The organism is Agromyces rhizosphaerae (assembly GCF_027925245.1).
Taxonomy (GTDB): Bacteria; Actinomycetota; Actinomycetes; order Actinomycetales; family Microbacteriaceae; genus Agromyces; species Agromyces rhizosphaerae.
Map to the genome: position 1 here is coordinate 1,788,106 of NZ_BSDP01000001.1, position 15,705 is coordinate 1,803,810.

Below are 15,705 nucleotides of genomic sequence, written 5' to 3' on the forward strand. Positions count from 1 at the left end.
CGAGGCTAACCCGCGAGGGGCCCGGTCGCAGCCCGGCCAGGCGCATCAGTCGCCGTTCCCGTTGCCGTTGTTGTTGCCGCGTCCGCTGTTCCCGTTCCCGTTCCCGTTGTTGTTCCCGGGTCCGCTGTTGTCGTCCGACGCCTGGTCGCCGCCGGTATCCGCGCTCGTCTCTGCAGCCTCCTCCGCGGCCGCCTCTGCCGCCGCCGCCGCAGCAGCCTCCTCGGCCGCCTGCTCATCGGCGAGCGCCGACTCGAGGTCCGTGCGCACCAGTGCGATGGCCTCGCGCACCTCGGCCTCGCGGTCGTCGTCGATGCGCCCGTCGTCCGAGGCGGCGGCGAGTTCCTCCTCGAGCAGGTCGAGCGCCGCCATGGCACCGGCCAGGTCGCCCTCGTCGCTGCGCTGGGCGACCTCCGCCACCCCGGCCTGGAGGGTCTCCCCGGTGGCCGTGTCGAGGTCGGGACCTGCGGCGCACCCGGCGAGGGACCACGCCACGGCGGCGGTCGCGACGAGCGCGAGCACGCCGCGCGCACGGGTGCGGGTCATGGCGTCACCACCTCCATCAGGTGCTCGAGGTGCACGCCGAGGTCGCCCTCGATCGCGGGCATCTCCGGCGCCGCCGGGGTCTCCTCAGGCGTCATCGCGGCGATGGCGACGGTCGCGACCACGCCGATCAGCAGGAGTGCCGCGGCGACGATCGCCACCCAGGCGAGGGGTCGCATGCGCCGGGGTCGTCGGGCGCGCCGCGGTGCCTCCGGGGTCGGCCGGACCGGCTCCGGATCGGGTTGGCTGAGGATGCGGGTGGCCGTGGCGCCGTCGCCGGCCGGAACCGTCGACGCATCGGCCGTCGTGGGGTCGGCCGTCGCATCCGCTGTCGTGGCCATCGCCGCGGTCGAGAGCGCGGACGCCTGCGCGACCGCCGCGGTGGCGTCGGGCTCCGCCTGACCCGCCGTCGCCGCCGGGGCCACGAATTCCGGGGCCGGGACCGCGGCGGCGAGCGTCGTACCGGCCGTGGCGACCTCGGCGGCCGTCGGCCGGTGGCCGGGCTCGCGGGCCGTCATGGTTCGGAGCAGCGTCACCCACTCGTCCCCCAGCTCGTCGGGCACGACCGGGTCGTGCTGCAGCCGGGCCGCGGCCGACTCGAGCGCCTCGCCCGGGTACGCGCGCGTCCCGGTGAGTGTCTCGAGCACCACCAGCCCGAGCGCGTAGACGTCGCTCGGCGGCCCGGGCACGTCACCGCGCACCTGCTCGGGACTGAGGAACGCGGCCGTGCCGACCAGTGCGCCCGTGCTCGTGACGCGGGACGAGTCCTGGAGGCGGGCGATGCCGAAGTCGGCGAGCTTGGCGCGCCAGCGCCGCGGCGGCAGCGCGGTGCGATCGAGCAGCACGTTCGCGGGCTTGATGTCGCGGTGCACGATTCCCCTGCCGTGGATGACGTGCAGCGCCTCGCCGAGGTCGGAGAGCAGGCGGGCCGCGTCCTGTGCCGCGAGCGGTCCGCCATCCAGCTCGGTGGCGAGGTCGACGCCGTCGACCAGCTCCATGGCGATGTACTCGCGCCCGTTCGAGGGGTCGGTGCCCGCGTCGAAGAGCGTGACGAGGTTCGCGTGGGTGACGCTGGCGAGCAGGGCGACCTCCGACTCGCGACGCTGGGCGTCGTCGATGCCGGATGCCTGCGCGTCGAAGAGCTTCACCGCGACCGTGCGGCCGAGCACGACGTCCTCGGCACGGTGCACGGCGGCCATGCCGCCGCGCCCGATGAGCGGCCCGACGCGGTATCGGCCGTGGAGGAGGGGGGTGTCGCCGGTGCCGGGTGGGGCGTCGACGGATCCTGGGGAGGTCATCAGCGCGAAGCTACCGCCGGAACCCGAGAATTGGCAGGGGGTGGACAGATCCCGTGATCGGTGTCTCCAGTGCTACTGGTACGAGACGAGATCGGGCACCGGGTCGACCTCCTGCATCGTCTGCTCGGGCGTGAGCATGGGTGCATCCTCGTCGATGAAGTTCTTCCAGCCCCAGAAGACGCCCTCCGGCGCGTCCTGGTGCAGCGTGCGCCAGGTCGCCTGCTTCGCCGGCTGCGAGCCCTGTCCGTCGGCGTGCAGCAGCACCGTCACCTCGGGACGGGTCGTGTCGACGTCGTCGCGGTCCAGGATCATGTCGAGCCGGAACTGGTGCAGGATGAGCAGCTTCGGCGGCAGGTCGTGCTCGTCGCAGATACGGGCGAGCTCGTCGATGACGTCGTTCACCTCGGCCGCCTCGACCTGGCCGATGTTCACGAGGTGCCGCTGGTCGGGTTCGAGCCGCCACTCGGGGTCGAGCGCGAGGCCGACCCACGGGTACTCCAGCAGCGGGGCGTACTGCGCGAGCTGCGCGGGGAACGTGTCGCGCCCGGGCTGCAGGTCGAGCACCACGTAGAGTCCCGCGTTACCCGCCGCCTCGACCCACGGCCGCAGCGACTGGGCGTCGGGCTCGCTCGAGAAGTCGCCGTCGTCGGTGGGTGAGCCGGATGCGACGGTGGTGATGATCTCGAAGCCGGGAAGCACCGTGCGGTCGGTCAGCGGCTCGTAGGCCGCCGCGAGGTCCTCGGCGCGCGCGATCGACTCGTCGATGCCCTGCTCGCCGAGGATCCCGAGGATCGGCTCGCCCGGCAGCCCGTATTCCAGCACCAGCATGTGCTCCGGGAAGAGCTGCTGCCCGCCACCGGGGAGCTGCACGCCGGTGCGGGCCGAGCGCACCTGCCAGTCGAGCGACTGCTGCGCGGCGAAGGCCGCGCCGGCGAGCACGACCGGCCCCCCAGAGGCGGCGAGCCGCTCGATCACGCTCGGCGAGGCGAGGAGGTCGGGATCGTCGGCGGGGAGGAAGACGACGGATGCCCCTGCCGCGCGCGCGTTCGCGACGGCGGCGAGCTGCGCCGGCTCGTCGACGGCGACCAGCGTGGTCGTGTCGAGCGGTGGCGCGCGGGTGACCTCGGGCAGGGTGGGGGTGGCCTGTGCGTCGTCGGCACCGGGCGCCGGGGAGGCGGGCGGCGTGGACGCGGCCGGGTCGGCGAGCAGCACGCCGTCGCCCGGTTCGAGCTCCGCGACGGCCTCGAGCGGTTCCGTCTCGGCGGCGACCGTCTCGAGCGCGATGCCGAGTGCCGCGGCCGTGCCCGCGTCGTCGCCCTGGTCGACATCGATGACCGTGTCGACGCCGGGCGGCGGGGCCGCACCGACCGTCACCACGTGGGTCGCGCCCAGCCGGGCGAGCTCGTCGGCGGTCGCGGGTGCCGGTGCGACCGCGGTGCCGGTCGGCGAGGGGGTCGGAGCATCGCTCGCCGCGCCGTCGGCGGCCGGGTCTGCCGACTCGGTCAGCAGCATCGGCACGCCCAGCGCCACCGCGATCGACGCGGCCGCGAGCCGGTCGTCGGGCTCCTCGCCCGCGAGCACCGCGACCGGCGAGGAGGCGAAGAACGCCGCGCTGGCGGCCGCCGCGGCGGCGACCGGGTCGGCCTGGTCGACGATCGTGACGGCGTCGCTTCCGGTCACCGTCTCGACGGCGGGAAGCGCCGGCGGTGGGGCATCCGCCTGCTCGCCCTCGGGCCAGGTGCACCCGGCGAGCGCGACCGCCGCCGCAAGGCAGGCCGCCGCCCCCGCGACCCGCACCGCCCTGCCCCCCGACACGGCGCCCCGCCTATCCGAAGATCATGGGGACGTCGTCGTCGCCCCCGGAGTCGAGGTCGAGCTCGACGAGCACCGGCACGTGGTCGCTCGGCGCATCGCCCTTGCGCTCGTTGCGGTGGATCGAGGCGCTCGTGACCACGTCGGCGAACGCCTGCGAGCCCAGCACGAAGTCGATGCGCAGGCCCTCGTTGCGCGGGAACTTCAGCTGCTTGTAGTCCCAGTAGGTGTAGCCCTCGGGCACGAGCGGGCGCACCACGTCGGTGACCCCGGCGGCGGTCAGTTCGGCGAAGGCCGTGCGCTCGGCCGGCGAGACGTGGGTGGTCGCGCCCTCGATCACCGCGGGGTCGCCGTTGTCCTCGTCGAACGGCGCGATGTTGAAGTCGCCCATGAGGGAGAACGGCTGCTCGGGGTGCGCGGCCGTCTCTGCGCGGGTGTGCTCGGTGAGCGCCGCCAGCCAGTCGAGCTTGTAGACGTAGTGCGGGTCGGCCAGGCCGCGGCCGTTCGGCACGTACAGGCTCCAGGCGCGCACGCCGTCGACGGTCGCCGCGATCGCTCGGGCCTCGCGCGGCAGATCGGGCCCCTCGTGCCCCTTCTGGAAGCCCGGCATGCCCGGGAACTCGGTCTCGATGTCGTCGAGCCCGATGCGGCTGGCGATCGCCACGCCGTTCCACTGGTTCAGCCCGTGGATCGCGAGCTCGTACCCGGCCGCCTCGAACGCCTCGATCGGGAACTGTTCGGGCTTGCACTTGATCTCCTGCATCGCGAGCACGTCCACGTCCTCCCGGATCAGCCAGTCGACGACGCGACCCGATCGGGCGCGGATCGAATTGACGTTCCAGGTGGCGATGCGCATGGCGTCCAGCCTAGGCGCGCCGTGCGACGTCGGCGGACCGCCGGAACGCGACCGCGACCCTCCGTTGAATATTGGATACAAGAGAGCCCGAAGTCCGGTACGGTCGCAGCATGAATGCACGCGCAGGGCAGGCGAAGGCGGGCGATCAGGCGACGGATGCGGCGGGGGCGCCGAGCTCCGACGGCGGCGCGGAGGCGCTGCGGCGCCTGGCCGGGCAGCACTCCTCGGGCTACCGGTCGGTCGGCGTCATGGCCTACGACATCATCCGCGACGCGATCCTGAGCGGCGCGCTGCTGCCGGGGCAGAAGCTGCGGCAGGAGACCCTCGCCGAGCTGATCGGCGTCTCGCGCGTGCCCGTCCGCTCGGCGCTCATCCAGCTCGAGGCCGACGGGCTGGTCGAGCTGCAGGACCGGCGCGGCGCCGTGGTGAAGTCGGTCTCGGTCGAGCAGGCGCGCGAGGTCTACGACATCCGCACGCTGCTGGAGCTCGAGGCGCTGCGGCGATCGATGGAGCACATGACCCCCGAGCGCCTCGCGCGGATGCGCGAGCTCGGTCGCGCGGTCGACTCCGAGCAGGAGGGTGGCGGGTTCATCGATGCCCGCACGGACTTCTACGCGGAGCTCTACGACGCCGAGCGGCATCCGGTGCTCTGGGAGACCATCGAGCAGCTGAAGCTCAAGGTCGGCCGCTACGTGCTCGGCTGGAGGCTCGTCGGCGACGACGGGAACGGCCAGGCGCACTCGCACTCGCACGAGCACCTCATCGACGCCGTCGAGGCGGGTGACGTCGAGCACGCGCTCGCCGTGCTGCGCGAGCACCTCGAGTCGGTGCGCGACGCGGTGCTCGCGCTGCTCGAGTCCGAGGCCCGGGAGCGCGCGGGGGCCTAGCGGGGAGACCCTCCGTGGGAGGCATCCGCCTGCCCTTCTTGCTTTTTGGATCCAGTATCCGACAAACTGGCTCCGGCGGCCAGGTCCGCCCGAACACGACCGGTGGAAGGATGGAGGAGTGTCAGTGCACATCGGCTACGCCGCGATGCTCGAACGATTCGCTCCATCGGAGGCGGTCGAGCTCGCCGCCCTCGCCGAGTCGCACGGCTTCCGCGGCGTGATGGCCGCCGACCACTTCCAGCCCTGGCTGCCGCGCCACGGGCAGTCCGCGTTCGTCTGGAGCGTGCTGCCCGCGATCGCCGAGCGCACGACCGGCGACATCGGGCCCGGCGTCACGACGCCGACCTACCGCTGGCACCCGGCGATGGTGGCCCAGGCGAGCGCGACCATGGCCGCGATGTACCCGGGCCGGCACTGGCTCGGCATCGGCTCGGGCGAGGCGCTCAACGAGCACGTCGTCGGGCGCTACTGGCCCGAGGCGCCCGAGCGCATCAACCGCATGTTCGAGGCCGTGGACGTCATCAAGAAGCTGTTCGCCGCGTCGGCGGCGGGGCGCGACGTGCGCCACTCGGGCCCGCACTTCACGCTCGAGTCGACCCGGCTCTGGACCATGCCGCAGACTGCACCCGAGATCCTGGTCGCCGCGGGCGGACCGGTCACCGCCAAGCGCGCCGGCCGCACGGTCGACGGGCTGATCACCATGGACGCCCCGCCCGAGCGCCTCGAACTGCTGCTCGCGCGGTTCGCCGAGGGTGCCCGGGACGCGGGCCGCGACCCGAGCCGCATGCCCAAGGTGCTGCAGTTCCACCTCTCGTGGGCGCCGACCGACGAGGAGGCGATGGCCAACGCGATGCGCGAGTGGCCCATCGCCGGCATGCGCATCGGCAAGGGCGACATCCGCTCGCCGTTCGAGTTCGAGCAGCTCGCGCGCGGCGTGCGCCCGGAGGACCTGGCCGACCGCCTCACCATCTCCGCCGACCCCGACGTGCACCGCGCCGCGATCCAGCGCGCGTTCGACCTCGGGTTCGACCGCGTCTACCTGCACAACGTCGGACGCAACCAGACCGAGTGGTTCGAGGTCTTCGGGCGCGAGGTGCTGCCGAAGGTGCGCCGATGAGCGCGGCGATGCAGGTGTGGGCGCTCGAGGGAGTGCCCGAGGTGCGGCCGGGTGCGGACCTGGTCGAGCTGCTGGCGGATGCGGCGGGCGAGGCGCTCGAAGGCGGCGACATCCTCGTGGTGACCTCGAAGATCGTCTCCAAGGCCGAGGGGCGCATCGTCGCCGCGGCCGACCGGGAGGACGCGATCACCGCCGAGACGGTGCGCGTCGTCGCGACCCGCGCGTACCCCGGCGGCATCACGCGCATCGTCGAGAACCGCCTCGGCATGGTCGCCGCGGCCGCGGGCGTCGACGCGAGCAACACCGACGACGGCACGGTGCTGCTGCTGCCGGTCGACCCCGACGCGTCGGCGCGCGCGCTCGCCGCGGGGCTGCGCGAGCGCCTCGGCGTCGAGGTCGGCGTGATCGTGAGCGACACGCTCGGCCGCCCGTGGCGCGAGGGGCAGACCGACGTGGCCATCGGCGCCGCGGGCGTGCACGTCGTCGACGACCTGCGCGGGCAGACCGATGCGGCGGGCAAGCCGCTCATGGTCACGCTGCCGTGCGTGGCGGACGAGCTCGCCGCCGCCGGCGACCTCGTGAAGGGCAAGGCGAGCGGATGCCCCGTGGCCGTCGTCCGCGGCATGGGCCGCCTGGTCGGCCCGCTCGATCTTCCGGGCGCGCGCACCATCGTGCGCCCGAGCGAGCGCGACATGTTCCGCCTGGGCACCGAGGAGGCGCTCGAGCGGGGCAGGCGCGAGGGGTACGCGGCGGGGGTCGCCGCGGCCGGTGCCGGCGACGGGGGGACCTACGACGAGGGGTACGCCGCCGGCTTCGACGAGGGGAGGGCCGAGGCATGACGCACTGGACCGTCGTGATCCCGGTGAAGGAGCCCAGCAGGGCGAAGTCGCGGCTCGGCAAGGACGTGCCGCCCGAGGCGCGCGCGGCGCTTGCCCGCGCGTTCGCGCTCGACACGATCGCGGCGACGGCGGCGACGCCCGCGGTCGACCGGGTCGTCGTCGTCACGCACGCCGAGCTGCCGATCGAGCCGGGGCCCGCGCGCATCCAGCTCATCGACGACGGTCGCGCCCACGGGCTGCCCGCCGCGATCGAGCTCGGCATCGCGCACGCCCGCGCGACCGGCGCGGGCTGGACGGCCGTGCTGCTGGGGGACCTGCCGGCGATGCGTCCGGACGAGCTCGACGGCGCGCTGAACGCCGCCGCGATGCATCCGCTCGGCTTCCTGCCCGACGCAGACGACCACGGCACCGTGCTCGCGACAGCGGGCATCGACGTGCCGTTCGCGCCCGCGTTCGGCGGGGCATCCGCCACCGCCCACGCAGAACAGGGCTTCGTGCCGCTCGACGTCGACGGCGTGGTGGGCCTCCGCCGCGACGTCGACACCGCCGAGGGCCTCGAGGTCGCGCTGCAGCTCGGCGTCGGCCCCAACACCGCAGAGGCGGTCGCCGCGTTCACCGACGGCGTGCTGCCCCACCACAGGACCACCACCGGAAAGGGAACCAGATCGTGACACTCACCCTCGGATACAAGGCCTCCGCCGAGCAGTTCGGCCCGCGCGAGCTCGTCGAGATCGCCGTCGCCGCGGAGGGCCACGGCTTCGAGTCGGTCGCCGTGAGCGACCACTTCCAGCCGTGGCGCCACACGGGCGGGCACGCGCCGTTCTCGCTCGCGTGGATGGCCGCCGTCGCCGAGCGCACCTCGACCATCCGCATCGGCACGAGCGTGATGACCCCGACGTTCCGCTACAACCCGGCCGTGATCGCGCAGGCGTTCGCGACCATGGGCTGCCTCGCGCCCGACCGCATCTTCCTCGGCGTCGGCACCGGCGAGGCGCTGAACGAGGTCGCCACCGGCTTCCGCGGGGCGGGCGAGCAGGACTGGCCCGAGTTCCGCGAGCGGTTCGCCCGCCTGCGCGAGTCGGTGCGCCTCATGCGCGCGCTCTGGAAGGGCGACCGCGTGTCGTTCGAGGGCGAGTACTACTCGACGCACGACGCGTCGATCTACGACGTGCCCGAGGGTGGCATCCCGGTCTACATCGCCGCCGGCGGCCCGACCGTCGCGAAGTACGCGGGGCGCGCGGGCGACGGCTTCATCTGCACGTCGGGCAAGGGCCAGGAGCTCTACGTCGACAAGCTCATCCCCGCCGTGAAGGAGGGGGCGGATGCCGGTGGCCGGTCGTTCGACGACGTCGACCGCATGATCGAGATCAAGCTCTCGTACGAGGAGACCGAGGAGGCCGCGCTCGACAACACGCGCTTCTGGTCGCCGCTGTCGCTGTCGGCCGAGCAGAAGCACGACATCACCGACCCGGTCGAGATGGAGCGGGCAGCCGACGCGCTGCCGATCGAGCAGATCGCGAAGCGCTGGATCGTCGGCACCGACCCCGACCAGGTCGTCGACCAGATCTGGCAGTACGTCGACTGGGGCATGAACCACCTCGTGTTCCACGCCCCCGGCCACGACCAGGCGCGGTTCATGCAGCTCTTCGAGCGCGACCTGGCCCCGCGCCTGCGCGCCCGCGCCGCCTGACCGCCCCGCGGTTGCTCGAGACCCGTCGATTCCCTGCGTTCTCAGCGCTGAGAGTGCAGTCTTTCGACGGGTCTCGCCCGTGGTGGGCGCGAGGCGGGTCGAGACCCGTCAGAAACCTGCGTTCTGGGGCCTGAGCGTGCAGTGTATTGACGGGTCTGGGGTGAGCGGATGCGGGGGAAGCGACCGCGCTCACAGGAAGCGGGCGTAGCCTTGGGGCATGCGCCCGAACGACGCCGGTTCGCGCCGGAAGCGTCGGCTGATCGCCTGGACTCCCGCGGTCGCCGTGCCCGCGGTCATCGCCGCGGGCGTACTGCTCGCGCCCGTCTCGGCGAACGCGGCGATCGACCTGCCCGACCTCGAGCCCTCGGAGCTGCTCGAGCTCGTCGAGTCGAGCGAGGTGCGCGCGCTCTCGGGCACGGTCGAGCAGACCTCCGACCTGGGCATCCCCGATCTCTCCGGCCTCACCGGCGGCATGGGCGGCGGCCCCGGCGGTGACGGCACCGGCGACGCCGGCCCGAGCATCGACGACCTGCTCGAGTTCGCGACCGGTTCGCACACCATGCGGGTCTACCTCGACGGCGACCGGGCACGCCTGCAGGTGCTCGACCGGTTCGGCGAGCGCGGGGTCATCGCGGGCCCCGACGAGGTCTGGTTCACCGACTCGCGCGAGGAGACCGCGACGCACGTGACCCCGCCGTCCGAGTCCGAGCTCGCTCGACTCGAGGCGTGGAAGGACGCGCAGTCCGAGGCGTGGAAGGCCGAGCACGGCGACGAGCTCGAGGCATCCGCCGACATGCCCACGCCCGAGGAGGTCGCCGACGACGTGCTGGCCGCGCTCGACGCGTCCGACGAGATCGCGGTCGGCGACGACGGCCGCGTGGCCGGGCGCGACGCGTACGAGCTCGTGGTGACGCCCGCCGACCCCGACACGACGATCGGACGCATCGCGATCGCGGTCGACGCCGAGACCGGCGTGCCGCTCGCGGTGGAGGTGGTCGCCCGAGGGGCATCCGACCCGGCCTTCACCGTCGGGTTCACGTCGGTGTCGTTCGACGCGCCCGACCCGGCGCTCTTCGCGTTCACGCCGCCCGAGGGCTGGACCGTCACCGAGCAGCCGATCGAGGTGCCGAGCGACGAGGAGCTCGCCGCCATGGCCGAGGGCGAGGGAGAGGCGCACGCGGGCGAGCCCGGCGATGCGCCGACCGTGGTGGGCGAGGGCTGGTCGTCGGTGGTCGTGTTCGACCCGGCCGAGATGGCGGCGGATGCCCCCGAGACCGACGCGCCGGAGGCCGACGCGCCCGACGGAGCCATGCCCGACGCGGGCTTCGACCCGTCGCAGCTCGAGCAGCTCGCGACCCCGGTCGACGGTGGACTGCTGTTCCAGACCACGCTCGTGAACGTGCTGTTCGCCGACGACGGCCTGGTCTACGCGGGCGCCGTCACCCCGCAGGTGCTGCTCGACGTCGCCGCCGGAACCCGCTGACGCGTGGCCGACCTCGCGATCGAGACCGGCGGTCTCACCAAGCGCTTCCGCCGCCAGGTCGCCGTCGATGGCATCGACCTGGCCGTGCCGCGCGGCGCGGTGTACGGGTTCCTCGGGCCGAACGGGTCGGGCAAGACCACGACGATCCGGATGCTGCTGGGCCTCGTCGGCGCGACCGCCGGCGGCATGCGGGTGCTCGGCGAGGACATGCCGTCGTCGACCTCGACCGTGCTGCCCCGCGTGGGCGCCCTTGTCGAGGGGCCGGCGTTCGCCCCGTTCCTCTCGGGGGCGGCGAACCTCGAGCGCCTCGACACGGCCGATCGCTCGGCGCCGGGGGCGACGCGTCGCGACCGCGTGGCATCCGCCCTCGAACGGGTCGGACTCGCCCACGCCGCCCGCAAGAAGGCGCACGCCTACTCGCTCGGCATGAAGCAGCGCCTCGGCCTCGCCGGCGCCCTGCTCATGCCCCGCGAACTGCTCGTGCTCGACGAGCCGACGAACGGACTCGACCCGCAGGGCACGCGCGAGGTGCGCGCGCTCATCCGCTCGTTCGCCGAGGACGGCACGACCGTGTTCGTGTCGAGCCACCTGCTCGCCGAGGTCGAGCAGCTCTGCACGCACGTCGGCGTGATGAGCGCGGGGCGGCTCGTCGCGCAGGGGCCGCTCGACGCGTTCCGCGACGGCGGTGCGGCGCGCGTGCACCTGCGCACGCCCGACGCCGGCCCTGCGCAGCGCGTGCTCGACCGGCTGGGGCTGACCGCGGATGCCGCTGAGCCGACCCCGCACGCCGACGGCGCCGACGTCGTGGCGACGCTGCCCGACGACGTGCGACCCGAGGAGGTCGTCGCGGCGCTCGTCGCCGACGGGGTGCGCGTGCGCGGTTTCGAGGTGCGGCACGCGAGCCTCGAGGAGCGGTTCGTGGCACTCACCGGGGAGGGGTTCGAGGTTGCGCGCTGAGGACGAGCCCGGGCCCGAGGCATCCGTGCGGTTCACCGGCCCGGATGAGCCGGAGCGGCGCGAGGAGCGCGTCGGGAAGTCCTTCGTGGCCGGGGCGTCCGTGGTCGGCGACGCCATCGTGCACGCGGCTCCGGCGCGCCCGGCCCGCGGGCCGGGCCTCGCCCTGCTCGGCTCGGAGCTGCGCACCATGTTCCGGCGCTGGCGCACGTGGGCGATGCTCGGGGCGCTGGCGCTCATCCCGATCCTCATCGCGGTGGCGGTGCGGCTGACGTCGGGCGAGGGCGGCGGGCCGCCGTTCCTCGATCAGGTCACGCAGAACGGCGTGTTCGTGGGCGTGACCGCGCTCGTGGTCGCGACGCCGCTGTTCCTGCCGCTCACGATCGCCGTGGTCTCGGGCGACACGATCGCGGGCGAGGCGAGCAACGGCACGCTGCGCTACCTGCTGCTGGCGCCGGCCGGGCGCGTGCGGCTGCTCGTGATCAAGTACGCGGGCGCCGCGGTGTTCTGCCTCGCGGCCGCGCTCACGGTCGTGGTCGCGGGCGTCGGCATCGGGGCGGTGCTGTTCCCGATCGGCCCGGTCACGCTGCTGTCGGGCGACACCGTGAGCCTCGGCGAGGGGCTGCTGCGCTTCCTCGCGATCGCCGGGTACGTTTCGGTCTCGATGCTCGGACTGTCGGCGATCGGCCTGTTCCTGTCGACCCTGACCCGGGTGCCGGTCGGGGCGATGGCGACGACAGCGATCCTCGCGGTGACCGCGCAGATCCTCGACGCGCTGCCCCAGCTCGAGTGGCTGCACCCCTGGCTGTTCACGCACTACTGGCTCGACTTCGCCGACCTCATGCGCCAGCCGCCGTTCTGGGACACGTTCGCCGCGAACGCGCTGCTCCAGGCCGGCTACGTGGCGGTCTTCGGCGCGCTCGCCCTGGGTCGCATCCGCACCGCCGACATCCTCTCCTGACCCGAGTCAGCGGGCGCGGGGCGGGGCCACGCAGTAGTCGGCGAAGCGGCGCCACGGGGCATCCGGGTCGGTGTTGTCGACGATGGCCGTCGCGGCCGTGTTGGGGTGGGCGTCGTCGACGTACAGCTCCTGCGCGCCGGAGTAGCGGGCGGCGAGCGGGTCGTCGGGGTCGGTCGAGAGTCCGTCGCGCTCAGCGAGGCGCCGGGTGCGCTCGGCGGGATCGACCTCGAGCCAGACCGAGAAGTGCCACAGCCCGCGCAGCTCGGGGCGGTGCAGGAACGCGCCGTCGGCCACGAGCACCGCGTCGGGGCCCGCGGTGCGTGCGGGCTCGTCCACGGGCAGGTCGGTCGCCAGGTCGAACACGCGGGTGCGGAACGGCGGCTGCGGCGAGGCATCCGTCGCCCGCACCCGGAACGGTTCGACCAGATCGCGCCGGAACGCCCCGTCGTCGAAGGTGTCGTGGTAGTTGCCCCAGGCGGAGTGCCGGCCGCGCGCCCAGCGCTCGGCGCTCGGCCGGGCGAAGTCGTCATGCGAGGCCTCGACGACCTCGACGCCGCGTTCGCGCAGCACCTCCGCGAGGTCGTGCCCGAAGCGGGACTTGCCCGCGCCCTTCGGGCCGTCGATGCCGATCATGCGTCGTCCGCGCGGAGTGAGCGCGAGGAACTCGTCGGCGAGGGCGTCGAGCACCTGCCGGCGCTGCGCGGAGAGCTCGGTCACCGGATCAGGCTACGCCCGCCCGGGCGCGGGTCGGGCGACGGATGCCTCGGGCTCAGCAGCATCCGCCCGCCGAGCCGTCGGTCGAGCAGGCGCCCGTCGCCGGCAGCGTGAGCTCGACCGACGCGGCACCGGCGGCATCGCCCGCCAGCCACGCGGCGATCGAGCGCACCTGCTCGTAGCCGGTCGCGGCGAGGAACGTCGGCGCGCGGCCGTAGCTCTTCATGCCGGCGAGGAAGAAGGCGGGCTCCGGATGCGCCAGCTCGGCGTATCCGTGCGGCTCGACCGTGCCGCAGGTGTGCACGTTCGGGTCGATCATCGGGGCGAGGCGCTTCGGCGCCTCGACCACGTCGTCGAGCTCGAGGCGGATTTCGCGGAGCATCTCGAGGTCGGGCCGGAAGCCGGTCGCGTTGACGACGAGGTCGAACTCGCGGGTCACGAGGTCGCCGGCGCGCGACCCGGTCACCAGCACGGCACCGTCGGCGGATGCCCCGAGGCGCACGATCTCGAACCGGTCGAGCAGCCCGATCTCGCCGACGTCGACGGCGCGGTCGACGTTCTGGCCGATCGTGGCGCGCGCGGGCAGCCCGTCGTCATCGCTCGAGGTGAGGCGCGCGGCCCGGCTGGACCGGATCGCCCACGTGACCGACGTGCCCGGCTCTTCGCGGGCGAGGTCGACCAGGGCGAGCAGCGTGTGCGCCGCCGAGTGCCCGGCGCCGACGACGAGCGTGCGGCGGCCCGCGAAGCGCGCGCGGTCACGGCCGAGCACGTCGGGCAGCGGCGGCACGATGCGGTCGGCGACCCCGGCCGCACCGAGCGGGTCGAGGCCGTTCGACCCGAGCCGGTTCGGCGTGCGGATGGTGCCCGATGCGTCGATCACGGCGCGGGCGCGCAGCTCGGCGACCTCGCCGTCGACGTCGCGCGTGCGGAGCACGAACGGGGCGGCGGCGCGGCCGGTGGTGCGCGTGCGGTCCATGCCCTCGCGGCTGACCGCGAGCACCTCGACGCCGGTGCGGAGGTGCGGGGCCAGCGCGGGGAGGGCGGCGAGCGGCTCGAGGTAGTCGTCGACGAACTGGTCGCCCGTGGGCAGGCGCGCGGGGTTCGGCGCGGTCCAGCCGGCGGCGTCGAGCAACTCGCGGGCGGCCGGGTCGACCAGCAGCGCCCACGAGGAGAAGAGCCGCACGTGCCCCCACGAGCGGATGCCGGCGCCGACGTGCGGGCCGGCCTCGAGCACCGTGAACGGGATGTCGCGGGCGTGCAGTTCGGCGGCGGCGGCGAGCCCGATGGGGCCCGCGCCGATGATCGCGACCGGCAGTGCGTCGAGGCGGGGGCGGCTCGTGATGGGTGGCATGAGGTCGACGAGGGTCATAGTGTCTCCTGTATCGATGATCATCGATGTATCGTGCAGCACGACTATATCGATGAACGTCGATATGCGGTAGCGTGTTCCGCGTGACCAGCCGACCCATCGCCCTCCTCGACGCCCCCGACGGCGCCACGATCGTCGACGCGGCCCCGGCGGCCGGTGCCGTGACGGTCGGCGCCGACTCCGCCGCATCCGCCGCCGCCTGCTGCGCACCGCTCGTCACCGAGCCGCTCGGCCACGACGAGGCCGTCGAGCTCGCGCACGCGCTCAAGGCGCTCGCCGACCCGACGCGTCTGCGCCTGATGTCGATCGTCGCCGCGTCCGAGGGCGGCGAGGCGTGCGTCTGCGACCTGATCGAGCCGGTCGGGCTCAGCCAGTCCACGGTCTCGCATCACCTCAAGGTGCTGACCGAGGCCGGGTTCCTCACCCGGTCGCAGCGCGGCACCTGGGCGTACTTCTCGCTCGTCCCCGGCGCGCTCGAGGGCCTCGCCGCCGTGCTGGGCGACGCGTGAACGCGGCATCCGCCCGCCGTCTCACCGCGGAGTTCCTGGGCAGTGCCGGGCTCGCGACCGTCGTGATCGGCTCCGGCATCATGGGCGCCTCGCTCACCGACGACACCGGTCTCGCGCTGCTGATCAACTCGATCGCGACCGCGTTCGGGCTCGCCGTGCTGATCCTCGCGTACCAGACCGTCAGCGGCGCGCACTTCAACCCCGTGGTCTCGCTCGTCGACGCCGCGCTGGGATACCGCGGCTGGGGCGACGTGGCGCGCTACATCCCGGTGCAGGTGATCGGATGCCTCGCCGGCGCCGTCGTCGCCAACCTCATGTTCGCGCTGCCCGCCGCCACCTGGAGCACGACCGATCGCGCGACGCCCGCGCACCTGCTCGCCGAGGTCGTCGCGACCGCCGGGCTCGTCGGGCTGATCTTCGCGCTCGCACGCACGGGGCGTGCCGCGTGGGCCGGGCCCGCCGTCGGCGCGTACATCGGCGCGGCGTACTTCTTCACGTCGTCGACGAGCTTCGCGAACCCGGCGATCACGGTCGGCCGCATGATCTCGGACACGTTCGCGGGCATCGCCCCGGCATCCGTGCTCCCCTACATCGGCGCGCAGCTCGTGGGCGCGGCGATCGCGCTCGTCGTCGTGCGCTTCCTCTTCCCGAAGCCGCTGCCGCACGCCGCCTGAAC

At 73.8% G+C, this 15,705-nt stretch carries 16 protein-coding genes; 10 read left to right on the forward strand and 6 right to left on the reverse strand.

What is annotated here, in order from left to right; genetic code table 11:
* Positions 1-45: 45 nt before the first annotated feature.
* The 4 genes from QMG39_RS08400 to QMG39_RS08415 form a co-directional block, all read right to left on the reverse strand.
* Positions 46-543, reverse strand: a complete 498-nt coding sequence (locus QMG39_RS08400; protein ID WP_281883977.1) for a hypothetical protein — start codon at positions 541-543, stop codon at positions 46-48.
* Positions 540-1,838 (reverse strand): serine/threonine-protein kinase, encoded by a 1,299-nt coding sequence (locus QMG39_RS08405; RefSeq protein ID WP_281883979.1) that lies wholly within the window; start codon positions 1,836-1,838, stop codon positions 540-542. The genes QMG39_RS08400 and QMG39_RS08405 overlap by 4 nt, the downstream gene beginning before the upstream one ends.
* Positions 1,839-1,910: 72 nt before the next feature.
* Complete coding sequence (locus QMG39_RS08410) at positions 1,911-3,653, reverse strand: hypothetical protein (protein WP_281883981.1); 1,743 nt, start codon at positions 3,651-3,653, stop codon at positions 1,911-1,913.
* 10 nt (positions 3,654-3,663) lie between these two features.
* On the reverse strand, positions 3,664-4,506 hold the full coding sequence (locus QMG39_RS08415) for an exodeoxyribonuclease III (RefSeq protein ID WP_281883983.1): 843 nt from the start codon (positions 4,504-4,506) through the stop codon (positions 3,664-3,666).
* A gap of 110 nt (positions 4,507-4,616) precedes the next feature.
* Between QMG39_RS08415 and QMG39_RS08420 the strand changes: the two genes are divergently transcribed.
* From QMG39_RS08420 to QMG39_RS08455, 8 genes are all read left to right on the forward strand, one after another.
* Positions 4,617-5,393 carry a GntR family transcriptional regulator gene (locus QMG39_RS08420; protein ID WP_281883985.1) on the forward strand — a complete coding sequence of 259 codons (777 nt, stop codon included), beginning with the start codon at positions 4,617-4,619 and terminating at the stop codon, positions 5,391-5,393.
* 145 nt (positions 5,394-5,538) lie between these two features.
* Positions 5,539-6,510 (forward strand): TIGR03557 family F420-dependent LLM class oxidoreductase, encoded by a 972-nt coding sequence (locus QMG39_RS08425; RefSeq protein ID WP_373878351.1) that lies wholly within the window; start codon positions 5,539-5,541, stop codon positions 6,508-6,510.
* Positions 6,507-7,349 carry a coenzyme F420-0:L-glutamate ligase gene (locus QMG39_RS08430; RefSeq protein WP_281883989.1) on the forward strand — a complete coding sequence of 281 codons (843 nt, stop codon included), beginning with the start codon at positions 6,507-6,509 and terminating at the stop codon, positions 7,347-7,349. Before QMG39_RS08425 ends, QMG39_RS08430 begins: the two co-directional genes overlap by 4 nt.
* Positions 7,346-8,020: a 2-phospho-L-lactate guanylyltransferase gene (cofC, locus tag QMG39_RS08435; RefSeq protein WP_281883990.1), complete on the forward strand. Its 675-nt coding sequence runs from the start codon at positions 7,346-7,348 to the stop codon at positions 8,018-8,020. The genes QMG39_RS08430 and cofC overlap by 4 nt, the downstream gene beginning before the upstream one ends.
* On the forward strand, positions 8,017-9,039 hold the full coding sequence (gene fgd / locus QMG39_RS08440; RefSeq protein ID WP_281883991.1) for a glucose-6-phosphate dehydrogenase (coenzyme-F420): 1,023 nt from the start codon (positions 8,017-8,019) through the stop codon (positions 9,037-9,039). The genes cofC and fgd overlap by 4 nt, the downstream gene beginning before the upstream one ends.
* 217 nt (positions 9,040-9,256) lie before the next feature.
* Positions 9,257-10,522, forward strand: a complete 1,266-nt coding sequence (locus QMG39_RS08445) for a LolA family protein (protein WP_281883993.1) — start codon at positions 9,257-9,259, stop codon at positions 10,520-10,522.
* A 3-nt stretch (positions 10,523-10,525) separates the two neighbouring features.
* On the forward strand, positions 10,526-11,479 hold the full coding sequence (locus tag QMG39_RS08450) for an ABC transporter ATP-binding protein (protein WP_281883995.1): 954 nt from the start codon (positions 10,526-10,528) through the stop codon (positions 11,477-11,479).
* Positions 11,469-12,437, forward strand: coding sequence for an ABC transporter permease (locus QMG39_RS08455; protein ID WP_373878316.1), 969 nt, complete (start codon positions 11,469-11,471; stop codon positions 12,435-12,437). The genes QMG39_RS08450 and QMG39_RS08455 overlap by 11 nt, the downstream gene beginning before the upstream one ends.
* A 6-nt stretch (positions 12,438-12,443) precedes the next feature.
* Here QMG39_RS08455 and QMG39_RS08460 read toward each other — a convergent pair whose 3' ends face one another.
* Together QMG39_RS08460 and QMG39_RS08465 are read right to left on the reverse strand one after the other, a co-directional pair.
* Positions 12,444-13,154, reverse strand: a complete 711-nt coding sequence (locus tag QMG39_RS08460; RefSeq protein WP_281883997.1) for a nucleoside/nucleotide kinase family protein — start codon at positions 13,152-13,154, stop codon at positions 12,444-12,446.
* A gap of 52 nt (positions 13,155-13,206) precedes the next feature.
* Positions 13,207-14,520 (reverse strand): FAD-dependent oxidoreductase, encoded by a 1,314-nt coding sequence (locus QMG39_RS08465; protein ID WP_281883999.1) that lies wholly within the window; start codon positions 14,518-14,520, stop codon positions 13,207-13,209.
* A 161-nt stretch (positions 14,521-14,681) separates the two neighbouring features.
* On the opposite strand from QMG39_RS08465, the gene QMG39_RS08470 reads away from it, so the two are divergent.
* Entirely contained in the window at positions 14,682-15,029 is a 348-nt protein-coding gene (locus QMG39_RS08470; RefSeq protein ID WP_281887219.1) for an ArsR/SmtB family transcription factor, read from the forward strand.
* Entirely contained in the window at positions 15,026-15,703 is a 678-nt protein-coding gene (locus tag QMG39_RS08475; protein ID WP_281884002.1) for an aquaporin, read from the forward strand. Before QMG39_RS08470 ends, QMG39_RS08475 begins: the two co-directional genes overlap by 4 nt.
* The last annotated feature ends 2 nt before the right edge of the window (positions 15,704-15,705 follow it).